Origin of the sequence: Paraburkholderia rhizosphaerae, assembly GCF_004366595.1 — a bacterium.
GTDB lineage: Bacteria > Pseudomonadota > Gammaproteobacteria > Burkholderiales > Burkholderiaceae > Paraburkholderia > Paraburkholderia rhizosphaerae.
In genome coordinates this window covers 176,771-189,991 of the sequence record NZ_SORE01000009.1, presented here as the reverse complement: position 1 = coordinate 189,991, position 13,221 = coordinate 176,771, and the positions used below count along the sequence as shown (strand labels likewise).

At 60.7% G+C, this 13,221-nt stretch carries 8 protein-coding genes; 6 read left to right on the top strand and 2 right to left on the bottom strand.

Annotated features, from left to right (window positions below; translation table 11 throughout):
- Nucleotides 1-220: 220 nt before the first annotated feature.
- From queA to secF, 5 genes are all read left to right on the top strand, one after another.
- The gene (queA, locus tag BX592_RS14135; protein ID WP_134192409.1) at nucleotides 221-1,273 is read left to right on the top strand and encodes a tRNA preQ1(34) S-adenosylmethionine ribosyltransferase-isomerase QueA; all 1,053 of its coding nucleotides are present in this window, start codon (nucleotides 221-223) and stop codon (nucleotides 1,271-1,273) included.
- A gap of 137 nt (nucleotides 1,274-1,410) precedes the next feature.
- Nucleotides 1,411-2,607 carry a tRNA guanosine(34) transglycosylase Tgt gene (gene tgt, locus BX592_RS14130; protein WP_134192408.1) on the top strand — a complete coding sequence of 399 codons (1,197 nt, stop codon included), beginning with the start codon at nucleotides 1,411-1,413 and terminating at the stop codon, nucleotides 2,605-2,607.
- Between the two features lie 324 nt (nucleotides 2,608-2,931).
- A complete protein-coding gene (gene yajC, locus BX592_RS14125; RefSeq protein ID WP_134192407.1) occupies nucleotides 2,932-3,261 on the top strand; it encodes a preprotein translocase subunit YajC in 330 nt (109 codons plus the stop codon).
- Between the two features lie 274 nt (nucleotides 3,262-3,535).
- Nucleotides 3,536-5,605, top strand: a complete 2,070-nt coding sequence (gene secD, locus BX592_RS14120; protein WP_134192406.1) for a protein translocase subunit SecD — start codon at nucleotides 3,536-3,538, stop codon at nucleotides 5,603-5,605.
- 18 nt (nucleotides 5,606-5,623) lie between these two features.
- Entirely contained in the window at nucleotides 5,624-6,574 is a 951-nt protein-coding gene (secF, locus tag BX592_RS14115) for a protein translocase subunit SecF (RefSeq protein WP_134192405.1), read from the top strand.
- A gap of 131 nt (nucleotides 6,575-6,705) precedes the next feature.
- Here secF and BX592_RS34160 read toward each other — a convergent pair whose 3' ends face one another.
- Nucleotides 6,706-11,802, bottom strand: a complete 5,097-nt coding sequence (locus BX592_RS34160) for an RHS repeat-associated core domain-containing protein (protein WP_208327902.1) — start codon at nucleotides 11,800-11,802, stop codon at nucleotides 6,706-6,708.
- A gap of 172 nt (nucleotides 11,803-11,974) precedes the next feature.
- On the opposite strand from BX592_RS34160, the gene BX592_RS33790 reads away from it, so the two are divergent.
- Nucleotides 11,975-12,298, top strand: a complete 324-nt coding sequence (locus tag BX592_RS33790; RefSeq protein WP_166676357.1) for a hypothetical protein — start codon at nucleotides 11,975-11,977, stop codon at nucleotides 12,296-12,298.
- 287 nt (nucleotides 12,299-12,585) lie between these two features.
- Here the strand turns inward: BX592_RS33790 and BX592_RS14105 are convergent, their stop codons facing one another.
- Nucleotides 12,586-13,167, bottom strand: a complete 582-nt coding sequence (locus BX592_RS14105) for a YceI family protein (RefSeq protein WP_134192403.1) — start codon at nucleotides 13,165-13,167, stop codon at nucleotides 12,586-12,588.
- Between the last annotated feature and the right edge of the window lie 54 nt (nucleotides 13,168-13,221).

Sequence of the window (13,221 nt, the reverse complement as noted above, 5' to 3'; positions counted from 1 at the left end):
GCTGGCGCGGCAATGTCCCGCAATCATAGCCGCTCGGCGCGCGGCATCGGTTCAGTCTGACTTCTTTCGTTGCTGGCCGCCCCGCATCGCACCGCGGGCGGTGCAGTCCGGGTTGCCGCGCGTCGCGTCCTTCGTGCAGCGCACTGTTGCACACGCCCATGCATACGCTGCAACGCTATTTGCGCGCTTTTGTTGCCGTTTCCGTACTCCAGTCGTCCGCATGTTCACCCTCTCCGATTTCGATTTCGCGCTACCGCCCGAACTGATCGCGCAAGTCGCGTTGCCCGAACGCAGCGCAAGCCGCCTGCTCGAGGTGGACAACCGGACGCGCCCGGCCACGCTGGTCGACCGCCATTTTGCGGAGCTGCCCGGCTGCATCGCGCCGGGCGACCTGCTCGTCTTCAACGACACGAAAGTGCTGAAAGCGCGCTTTCCCGGTCACAAGGCAAGCGGCGGCAAGATCGAGGTGCTGATCGAGCGGTTGACCGGCGAGCGCACCGCGCTCGCGCAGATCCGTGCGAGCAAGAGCCCGGCTGCGGGCACGCAGCTGCGCCTCGCCGACGCGTTCGACGTGACGGTCGGTGAGCGCGTCGAGCCGTTCTATACGCTGCATTTTCCGGCCGATTGTCTGACGCTGATCGAGCAGTACGGGCGACTCCCGCTGCCGCCGTACATCGAGCATGACGCCGACGCGACCGACGAAACGCGCTACCAGACCGTCTACGCGCAAAATCCGGGCGCGGTGGCCGCACCGACCGCCGGCCTGCATTTCGACGAAGCGCTGTTAGCGCGACTCGACGCGCGCGGTGTCGAGCGTGCGACGCTGACCCTGCATGTCGGCGCGGGCACGTTTCAGCCGGTGCGCGTCGAGAACATCGCGGAGCACAAGATGCACAGCGAGTGGTACCAGTTGCCGCAATCGCTGGTCGACAAGATCGCAGCGACCCGCGCACGCGGCGGCCGCGTGATCGCGGTCGGCACGACGTCGATGCGAGCGCTCGAAGCCGCCGCGCGCGACGCGCAAAGCGCCGGCCGGCCGCTCGCGGCGACCAGCGCGGAAACGGATATTTTCATCACGCCCGGCTACCGGTTTCGTGTGGTCGACCGGCTCGTGACGAACTTCCATTTGCCGAAGTCGACGCTGCTGATGCTGGTATCGGCATTTGCCGGCATCGATACGATTCGCGCGGCCTACCAGCATGCGATTCAAGAGCGCTACCGTTTCTTCAGTTATGGCGACGCCATGCTGCTGACCCGCAGCGGCGATGCATGACGAGCGTTGGCGTTTAACTGAAAACGAGGATTTTTTCATCGGCCGCCGGATACCCTCCGGTGGGCCTCGCCATCAGGCTTCACCCAGCTTCACCGTTCACGCGCCGGGCTGTTTCCCGGTTGCACAGGAGCTTTTCAATGACCGACGGTCATCAACACAACCATCACGCCGATCACCTGCACGATCACACGCCGCCCGCGTCAGGGCTGAAATTCGAGCTGCTGAAGACCGACGGCCAGGCGCGCCGCGGCCGCTTGACGCTGAATCACGGCGTCGTCGAAACGCCGATCTTCATGCCGGTCGGCACCTATGGCACGGTCAAGGCGATCCAGCCGCGCGAGCTCGACGAAATCCGCGCGCAGATCATCCTCGGCAACACGTTTCACCTGTGGCTGCGGCCGGGCCTCGAGACGATCGCCGCGCACGGCGGCCTGCACGCTTTCATGGGCTGGAAACGCCCGATCCTCACCGATTCGGGCGGCTTCCAGGTATTTTCGCTTGGCGACCTGCGCAAGATCACTGAAGACGGCGTGACGTTCGCGTCGCCGATCAACGGCGACAAGCTGTTCCTGTCGCCGGAAGTATCGATGCAGATCCAGAAGGTGCTGAACTCGGACATCGTGATGCAATTCGACGAATGCACGCCCTACGCGACCAACGGCGTGCCGACGACGCGCGACGAAGCGGCCGCGTCGATGCGCATGTCGATGCGCTGGGCGAAGCGATCGGTCGACGAATTCCAGCGCCTCACCAACCCGAACGCGCTGTTCGGCATCGTCCAGGGCGGCATGTTCGAAGATTTGCGCGACGAATCGCTCGCAGGCCTCGCCGACATGGACTTTCACGGTCTCGCGATTGGCGGGCTGTCGGTCGGCGAGCCGAAAGAGGACATGATGCGCGTGCTCGAACACGTCGCACCCAGGCTGCCCGCGCACAAGCCGCATTACCTGATGGGCGTCGGCACGCCGGAGGACCTGGTGGCCGGCGTCGCCGCGGGCGTCGACATGTTCGACTGCGTGATGCCGACGCGCAACGCGCGCAATGGCTGGCTGTTCACGCGCTTTGGCGACATCAAGATCCGCAACGCGACGCACAAGAACTCGCTGCGCCCGCTCGACGAGCAATGCGGATGCTATACGTGCCAGCACTTCACGCGCGGCTATCTGCACCATCTGCACCGCGTCGGCGAGATTCTCGGCGCGCAACTGAACACGATTCACAACCTGCACTACTACCTCGAACTGATGCAGGAAATTCGCGACGCAATCGACGCCGGCCTGTTCGACGCGTTTCGCAAGCAGTTTCATGAGAACCGCGCGCGCGGCGTCGATTAGAAGGATGTCGCGCAAAACATTACAATTGTCTTTCGCGACGGGACGCCAATCAGTGCCTCGCTCGGTGCCTGCTCGGTGCCTGCTCGGTGCCTGCTCGGTGCCTATTAGTCACTGTGTCAAAACGGTGCCCAGACAGGCATCGATAATGGATGCCCGAAACGCGTCCGCGCTGTACCCGGTGCCGGCCGTCGCGGCGTCGTTGCAGCGCTTGCGCAAAATCGGGCGGCCGTGAGCGCCATACCGAATTGGCGCGCCGTCGCGCAAAGGGCCGGTGGTAGAATAATCGGCTGAATTTTTTTGACTGGTAAAAACGGAGAGACCAACGTGTCGTTCATTTCCAATGCCTTTGCGCAAGGCGGTGCCGCGGGGGGCGCAGAATCGAGCCTGATGAGCTTCCTGCCGCTCATTCTGATGTTCGCAGTGCTCTACTTCATCATGATTCGCCCGCAAATGAAGCGCCAGAAGGAACATCGCAACATGCTCGCGGCGATGGCGAAAGGCGATGAGGTCGTGACGAACGGCGGCATCGTCGGCAAGATCACCAAAGTCGGTGAAGCATACGTCGGCGTCGAGATCTCGGAAGGCACCGAAATCACCGTGCAGAAGGCTTCGGTCACGACGATCCTCCCGAAAGGCACGATCAAGTCGCTGTAACGCGTGTGCAGCACGAGCAAGTCCCTGGCAAGGCGCCGCGCCGATCCGTTTCGACCACGCGTTTTCAGTCGAATCCGGCGCGGCCTTGCAGCGACAGCAGTGCAGCAAAGGCATTGAATCAGCGGCTTTGAACCAACCGCAAGCAGCAAGAGACGGAAAGATGCAACATGTTTTGTCGTTTCGTCGTCTCGTTCGATAGCCGGACGTCTACGCCTCGCTACTCAGCGCACGCTCTCAGACCTCGCTTCCAGCCAACCGTCCGTTGGACCATCCCATGAATCGTTACCCCCTCTGGAAATACGCCGTGATGCTGGTGGCGCTCGCCATCGGCCTCCTGTACACGCTGCCCAACTTCTACGGTGAAGCGCCGGCGGTGCAGGTGTCGAGCGGCAAGGCAACGGTCAAGCTCGATTCGGCCACGCTGTCGCAGGTCGAAGCGGCGCTGGCGGCGAGCCAGATTACGCCGGACGCAGTCACGTTCGACAATTCGCAGCTGAACGCGAACATCCGCGTACGCGTGCGCGACACCGACACACAACTGCGGGTGAAGGATCTGCTGCAAAAGTCGCTGAACAGCGATCCGACCGATCCGACCTACGTCGTCGCGCTGAACCTGCAAAGCGCATCGCCGCGCTGGCTGACCGCGCTGCACGCGCTGCCGATGTACCTCGGTCTCGATTTGCGCGGCGGCGTGCACTTCCTGCTGCAGGTCGACATGCAAGGCGCGCTGAACAAGAAGCTCGATTCGGATGCGTCGGATGCGCGCACGCTGCTGCGCGACAACCGCATTCGTGACGGCGGCGTGAATCGGGTCGGCCAGTCGGTGGTGGCGAGCTTCGCGGACCAGAACACCGCCGAAGCGGCGCGCAAGGAGCTGACGAAGGGCGTCAGCGAATTGCAGTGGGCGACCCAGCAGGCGACGGACGGCGGCTGGCAGGTGGTCGGCACATTCACGCCGGCGGTGAAGCAGACCGTGCAGGAATCCGCGCTCAAGCAGAACATCACGACGCTGCATAACCGCGTCAACGAACTGGGCGTCGCGGAGCCGGTGATCCAGCAGCAGGGCAACGACCGCATCGTCGTCGAATTGCCGGGCGTGCAGGACACCGCGAAAGCAAAGGACATCATCGGCCGTACCGCGACGCTCGAAGCGCGTCTCGCGGACCCGGTCAATACGCACCCGAATCCGGGCGATCCGGTGCCGCCGGGCGACGAACTCTTCACGCAAGGCAACCAGGTGCCGGTGCTGCTGCGCAAGCAGGTGATCTTCACCGGCGACCGCATCATCGACGCATCGGCGGGCTTCGACGAGCACCAGCGTCCGTCGGTCAATATCCGTCTGGATTCGGCGGGCGGCCGCGCGTTGCGCGCGGTATCGCGCGACAACATCGGCAAGCCGATGGCCATGGTGTTGTTCGAAAGGGGCAAGGGCCAGGTGCTGACGGTCGCGACGATTCAGTCCGAGCTCGGCGATCGCTTCCAGATTACCGGCCAGCCGACGCCGCAAGCGGCGGCCGATCTCGCGCTGCTGCTGCGCGCCGGTTCGCTCGCTGCGCCGATGGAGATCATCGAGGAACGCACGATCGGCCCGAGCCTCGGCGCGGACAACATCAAGAAGGGCTTTGATTCGGTCGTGTACGGCTTTATCGCGATCGCAGCCTTCATGATCGCGTACTACATGCTGTTCGGCCTGATCTCGATGATCGCGCTGTCGGTGAACCTGCTGCTGCTGGTTGCGATTCTGTCGATGCTGCAGGCGACGCTGACACTGCCAGGTATTGCCGCTATCGCGCTCGCGCTCGGTATGGCCATTGACGCGAACGTGCTGATCAACGAGCGCATCCGCGAGGAACTGCGCAATGGCGCGCCGCCGCAGCTGGCAATCCAGAACGGCTACGCGCATGCATGGGCGACCATTCTCGACTCGAACGTGACCACGCTGATCGCCGGCCTCGCGCTGCTCGCGTTCGGCTCCGGCCCGGTCCGCGGCTTCGCGGTCGTGCACTGTATCGGCATTCTGACGTCGATGTTCTCCGCGGTGTTCTTCTCGCGCGGGCTCGTGAACCTCTGGTACGGCGGCAAGAAGAAACTGAAGTCACTCGCGGTCGGTCAGGTGTGGCGTCCGGCGACGGCCAACGGCGCCGCTGCCTATCTGGACGACGATACGGCAGCCGCGGCGGGCGGCACCACCGGCGCGGCCCGCACGGTCGCGCCAGCCGCTGCAAAACAGAAGGCACCCGCATCCGCGCAAGCTCGCGCCGGCAAGCCGACGGTACGCCGCCGCAACGCGCCGGACACACCGGCATCCGGCAACGCGCCGAAGAAACCGGGTTCATCCCGCTGAAGCCCGGAGAACGAGACCATGGAATTTTTCCGCATCCGCAAAGACATTCCGTTCATGCAGCGCGCGTTGATCTTCAACGCGATCTCGCTGATTACATTCATCGCTGCCGTGTTCTTCCTCGTACACCGCGGCCTGCATCTGTCGATCGAGTTCACCGGCGGTACGGTGATCGAAGTGCAGTATCCGCAGGCCGTGCCGCTCGAGCCGGTGCGCGACACGCTGGCGAAGCTCGGCTATGCCGACGCGCAGGTGCAGAACTTCGGCACATCGCGTGACGTGCTGATTCGCCTGCCGCTAAAGCAGGGCCTGACGTCCGCGCAGCAAAGCGACCAGGTGATGGGCGCACTGAAGGGCGAGAACGCGCAGGTGCAGTTGCAGCGCGTCGAGTTCGTCGGGCCACAGGTCGGCAAGGAACTCGCCACCGACGGCCTGCTCGCGCTCGCGTGCGTGGTCGCCGGCATCGTGATCTATCTGTCGTTCCGCTTCGAGTGGAAGTACGCGGTTGCCGGCGTGATCGCGAACCTGCACGACGTGGTGATCATTCTCGGCTTCTTCGCGTTCTTCCAATGGGAGTTCTCGCTGTCGGTGCTCGCGGCGGTGCTCGCGGTGCTCGGCTACTCGGTCAACGAATCGGTGGTTATCTTCGACCGGATCCGCGAAACGTTCCGCCGCGAACGCAAGATGAGCGTGATCGAAGTGATCAACCACGCGATCACCAGCACGATGTCGCGAACCATCATCACGCACGGCTGTACGCAGATGATGGTGCTGTCGATGTTCCTGTTCGGCGGCCCGACGCTGCACTACTTCGCGCTGGCGCTGACGGTCGGTATCCTGTTCGGTATCTATTCGTCGGTGTTCGTCGCGGCGGCGCTCGCGATGTGGCTGGGGGTGAAGCGGGAAGACCTGCTGAAGGAAAAGAAGGAACGCCACGATCCGAACGATCCGAACGCGGGCGCGCAAGTCTGAGCGGACGGCAAAACCTGGCGTCATTCGTTGGGTCGTCACCGGGCGCCTGTCGCGGGACGCCGTGAGGTTCGCGGCGTCGATCATTCGGCTGCCTCACTGCACACTCCCGGCCGACCGCCCGATGCAATGTGTCAGGTGCCTGCTCCGGCCGCGGGAGTAAACGTCATCGCCTTCGGAAACCAGGGCCACCCGAACGCCTTGACCTCGCCCCATGCGGCAGTCTCCGCAAGGTTGGTGGCAAGGTCTGAGTACTCCCCTACAAAACTGGATGGAAATGCAATGACTGTCCGTCCGGTGAAGTCGGCTAGCGCTTGTGCGTTTCTCTTCGCGCCGCTGATCGTGCCGCCACAGGCAACGAGGAAAATCGAGCCGTTAGGATCGTCGATCTGCGTCGTATAAAAGTCGGTCAAGCGTGCCGCCGCAGTTTGTATATCCGTCCATTCAGCGGAGTGTTGCGCAATGCCGTCGATGAAATTTCCCGTTGGTTGCGGCATCTTCAATTTGCCGACCTTGCCGTGCACCATCGTCGGTAGCGCAAACTGAATCGCATCCCCGCCATGAACTTGCGCGCGCCTGGACGCGAATGCAGCGTCTGTGCCTGAAAATGGCACGAAATCGCTGTTGACGCTTAGCACCCTTGCTGTGGAAAAACGCTCGACGATCCTCGGCCCGATCCAGAAACCGAGGATTTGCATCGAAAACGGTACAAGATCAATCGCCAGACCGACACCGCCGAGGACAGTGCTAGCCAACGTCAGATCGGCAGCAAGCGCGGAATTCCCAACTAGAGTGGCCGCAAGGCCCGTTGAGCCGCCGGCAGCCCCTATGGCGCCCCCTGCGAACGACAACGCAGCCAGCGCCGTTATGCCGCCACCGATCAGCCCGAACACACCCATGGCGAGCCCGGCGATCCCGGTGAAAAAGCCGACTGCGGCCATCGCCGGGGCAATCGACCACGGCAACGCTCTGGCATGTCCAGTAGGGTCGGAGAATGTGATGGGGTCACCACCGCAGAAGCCGTATGGGTTCAGGCCGCCCCTGTCAAAAGGGCTGAGCGGATCGTACTGCAGGAAGCGCATCCCCGCGCTGTCATAAGCCCGCACGCCATCACCGAGGTGGTACAGGCCGGTCAGCTGATCGAAACGCTCGCCCTTGAAACCGATCGGATCGTACGACGGGTCCGCGCCCTGCAAGCTCTGATAGCCGTACGGACTGTAAATCGCCGGCGTGATTGCCGAACTTGCGCCAGTCGCCGGATCCGCATTGCCATACACACTGCCGAAGCTGTCGCTGAACAGCATCGACTGCGTCTTCGTGAACCCATCGGTCGGATTGCCGTTCGCACAGCCGATCGCATCGACACCTCCCGCGCCGCGCAGATAGCTCGCCAGTTGCACGTTGGTGTCGCCATCGGCCTGCTTGCGCAACGATGCGTCGAGCACGCCATCGCGGTAGCCGAACGCGGTAGGCTGACTGGTGGTAGTCGTTTCCGCGTCGGTGTTAGTTTTCCTCTCCGATCCGATTGTCCCCTGACTATTGGCGGCTATGATTGCGCTCGTCAAGGGTTGGCCCGGCTTGCTCACTTGCCGTTCACGCAGCTTCTCATAGCAGTCGTACAGGCACGTGACGACGGTGCCGCCAGGCCCGGTGATGCCCGTCACATTGCCCGATGCGTCATATTCGAAACTGACCACGCTGGAAGCGCCGATCGTCTGCTGCTTCAGTTCGAATACGTTCTTGCCACCCTCATACGACCAGACCACGCCGGTCGTCGCTCCTGATTCCCTCGCCTTGCTGCCGGACGCCACGATGTTGTCGTACTGGTCGTAGCCGAATGTGTATTCGCTCACGTCATTGCCGGCCGGGTCCTTTGGATAGACCGTCGTCGTGTCCGCCAGCGTCGATCTGATCAGGCGGCCCAGATAGTCGCGCTCATGCTGGATCGCAGTCGTCTCGGCCGCCCCGCCAAAGCGCTGCTCGACGATACGGTCCAGACCGTTATAGCTTGCAGCACTGCTTGCACATGTTGCATACGTGCCATCGGCGCCTTTCCACGCGTATTCCTTGTTCGTCACCCGCATCTTGCAGTCATACGATAGCGTCAGCCTGACAGTCTGCGTGGTCGCGTCGGGCCGGGTAAATGTGTAGTCCACCTGATTCGCGAGCTCGCCACCGCTATAGGAAATTGCCAGCGTGAGCCCCACGGCGCCACTGCTGAGAAACGATATGCCGTCCACCCGCCCGGCCAGATCGTAGGTGTATTGCACCTCGCCTCGCGGATAGGTGACGGTCTTGCTGGTCACCGTGCGGCTCACCGATTTGAGCCTTCCCAGCACCGTGCGCGAAAAGGCGTTTGCGTAATTGCCCGCAATGCCTTCGGCCGGCGTCAGCGTGTAGCTCTCGGAAATGAGCAGCGCGTTCTGGTCGTACGACAGATCTCTTTGCTGGGTAATGGTGTCCGACGTATAGAGCTGAGCGGTCAGCTTGACGAGATCGCTGTCATACTGGTATTCGAACGAACCGCCCTCGCCTACAGGCGGAATGATGAACGTCGGCACACCGCCCAGTTCAGGGCGCCAGCTATAAGCGATCTCGATGCCACGCGGCGTGGTGATTTTCCTTGGCGTCACATACCCCGTGTCGTATTCGTATTTCGTGAGGTTCTGCGTTGTCTGCGCGGGGTTGCGGTTGACCTCGGTCAGACGCCCGACACCGTCATAGGCCTGCGTCGCAACCGACACGCTATCGACCCGCAGGTCGGTGATTCTGCTCGCGTCGAGCCCGTAGGCCCAGTAGCGGAGTTCCTTTGTGCGTCCGGCGGTGTCGCCGTCGTATTCCACCGACTTGCTGAGCCGGTCGAAGAAGTCGTATTCCATCTTGACGTACGACTGGGCGCTCGTCGCGCTGTCGACCACCTTGGCGCTTTCGATGCGAGAGAACGCATCGTAGGCCAGTGTCGTCTCGGTCCTGAGCGTTCTGCTGTCGACATCGAATTCCCTGATCTTCAGCGGCAACATCGTCTGTGGATCGTGCTCGGTGACGGTACTGTCGTACACCTTGACGACGTCGGTCGCCGCTTGCCTCACGGGTACGTTGATGCCCTCGGTAAGCTTTGCGCTGCCGATGTTGAAATGCCTCACCTTCTCGTGGTTGTCGTGGTACACCGCGCGCACCAGATTGCCGAACGCGTCGTAGCTGAATGTATCGACCAGATCGAGCGTCGCGGTGGGTGTTCCGCCGGCCGCAGGCACGTCGTAATCGAACTCGTGTGCGGCGACCAGCCAGCCTTGCGTGTTGTATTCCCAGGTGCGCGAAATCTTGTCGCCCGTCTCTTCCTTCACAATGTTGCCGAGTGCGTCCATCGTGGTCTTCACCACGTTAACCGCCGGCTCGGTGGTTGTCGTGGTATGCAGCTTCGTGGTCGCATCCACCGCATAGCTGTATGTCACCGTGCGCTTGTACTCGCTGTCCTGTGCACGCGTGTATGACGTCACGCGTCCCAGCACGTCGTACACGAGGCTGCTCCTGATGCCAAGGTTATCCGTCAGTTCGAGCGGCGCGCCGGTCAGACACGAAATGGTCCTGGATTCGGTGAGCGTGGTGTCGTCCACACCGGTCTGCGTCGTGCCGATCGTCAGTTGGCTGTTATCCGCGGAGAGTGCGTAGGTGTAGCTGGTCTTCAGGCCCGATTCGCTGCTGAGCAACAGCGTCGTCGATTTCACGCGCCCGAGACTGGCGGCATCCATTGCATCGGTGAAGTACTCATATTTCGTCATGCGGTAACCACTGCTATCCGCGCCGGCTATTTTCCGGGTTTCCTTCTGCGCCTGGATCACCGTGTAGTTGATCGCTTTATCCCCGGCTGGATCGACAATTCTCTTGCTTTGTGTGGATACGTAGGTGCAGGTCGTCATGCTCGAATCGGAGGTCGGGTCCACCTTGTATCGGGTTACCGTTTTCGGGTAGCGAACGAAACCATTCGGGTCGGCCGGACAGTTATCCGGTTCACCTGCCGCCGGATAATATTCATAGTCGATCGTGAATCCGCCGGCTTCTATGGTTTGCAACACATTGCCGAACTCGTCATAAGACATCGTGCGCGTCGTGACGCGACTGTCTGGCTGCGGATCCTTGTCTTTAATCTGGGTTGTTTCAGCAAATTCGGCTTCTATCTGCACTGGCAACCGGTACTGCGCCGGCAGTGACGCATACGCATCGGAAGTACTACCGGCATACGTGTATGTCCTGTATTCACGTCGACTGACGGCCGGCCCCACATCGGGAATAACGAGTGCCTCCGCCTCCAATCTGTGGAATTTGTCGTACGTCCGCTTTACCGTCGACAATTCGACTCCATCCACCAGAATTTTTTCCCAACTCGTGTACTGGTAGGCCGCCCCACGGTTATAAATGTTGTCAATTGCAGTAGCATCCCAGGGCACATCCTGATCGTCCTGTTTTTCATATCCTAGAAAATTACTGAAATCCCATTGCGCTCCTTCCTCCGTGTATAGTCCGTAAGTGAATTCATGCGTCTCGACCTTGGTCGCTCCGGTGCCGGCCGACGTCATCGAGAAGGTGTAGTAGGTCACTGCCGGAATCGAAGTCCATGGCGCACCCGTCGGTATTTTCAGTTGTGGTCCGTACCGGATCGTTTCAGTAGCAGGTCCGGCAAAATCACTGGTTACCTGAGAAATGACCCGAAATCCCACAGCGGAGTCCGCTGGGATATAATTGAATTCAAAAATCTTGACGGTGTTGGCGTCGTCCAGATTCGCTTCGCACGATCGCAAGGTCAATCCCGACACGCCGTCATCACTGACCTTGAACGTCATCTTGCTCGCAACAGTGGTATCGCCCTTGAACAGTTCGACCACGCAGTCTCGCGTCGCCTTGCCGGACGCATCAGTGCCGTCGGTGTAGGTGATATCCAGAAGGCTCGTGTTCGATTCGTCGACTATCCGGGTCAGCCGTGCCGCATCGCCCGCGCTTTCATAGGTCAGCGACAACGTATAGCCGTTTTCATGCGCGATGGTGGTCACATAACGCTCGATACCAACCGTGGTCAGCGTTTCTGTTATGCCATCCTTGTAGACGATCTGGTAATCACGCTGCGGATTATCAATTTTCCTGAAAATGAAATCCTTGATATCCACCGTATCGACCGAAAAAGTCGATGTGGCATCATCGTATTTAAGGTTGACGATCCGGTCATCGCGCAAAATCACCTGCCTGCGTGAATTGTTGTATGTGAACCTGCTTAATCCCAGCGACCACCCTCCTCCAAAACCTTCATCGCTGTTCGAGAAATGGTTATAACTCAGATACAGCTCAATCGACGGTCCGAGTTTCCGGTTTCCTGTCAATCTGGCGATCGGAATCCGGTAATTAAATGTGCCCGTGCGCGGATCGACCTCGCCACGTCTGAATGTAGAAAACGACAGTGCGTCGGACTGGTTGAAAGTCGATCCGTCATCGCTGCCTCGTGATTTTTTCGACCCATTTGCTGTCGCCCGCAGCGAAGCATTCTGGTTACTGCCAGAAGCGTTGGAAACATCATTTGAGACGTTCATCGCTGCTCCGCATCAGATTAAATCGCGCGAATCGTTAAATAACCGGTGTCAATCGATAAATCCAGTTATTCGGATCGATTTCAATATAGAAGATGAACTCCGCAAATCCATGTTTGCTGTCAACGAAATCCTCGAAGCCAATCACCAATAACCGCGCATTGGAATCGTTTCGACATCGGGTGTGCAGGCGATGGTGCGATGCAGCAACATTGAAAGTCGCAGTTCGGACGCGCAGGTCGACATGACCCTCGCGCCCGAGTTCACTGCATCGTGAAAGCCATTCAGGAGGTCGAATACCAGCGCAACCGCGCACTGCGGAATGTTGATCCAGGAAATCCGATGCGCACCTGGCTATAGCTCGCGCACGCGACGGAACGCACACGGTGACGAGTCAGCCGCTGTGCAAGACAATTGCACCATGATGGATAACGCACCGCGCTACTGCTTGATCCCCTCCGCCTGGATATGCAGCACGGTCCCCATATTGAACCCCTGCTTCTGTCCGATATTGATCCCATAGTCCGAGCGATCGAACTTCGCGGTTGCGTCGACGCCGCACACTTCGCGCTTGAGCATCGGGTGCTGCATGCACTTGAACGAAACGACCTGCAGGTTCAGCGGTTTCGTCACGCCGTGCAGCGTCAGGTCGCCGATCACTTCGACTGGCCTGTCTCCGTCGAAGCGAATCTGCGTGCCTTTGTAGACGGCCGTCGGATACTTCGCGACATCGAGCATATCGTCCGAGCGCACATGTTCATCGAGCTTCGGGTTGCCGGTTTGCACCGACGACGTATCGATCGTTACATCGACGGTGCCTGTCTTTGCCGCGCGATCGACGGTCACGGTACCCGACGACTTCGTGAATTTGCCTCGCCATACCGACAGGCCACCCATGTGATCGGTCTCAAAGCTCGGAAACGTGTGGTTCGGATCGAGCTGATATGTATCGGAAGCGGCCGTTGCGTCAATCGAAACGAATGCCGCGAGCGCCGCCGCGGCGGCCAGAAGTGTCTTCCTCACCTTGTTCTCCTTTATGGTTGATACGGTGCGCCGTTACGCACCGGTGCTGACCGC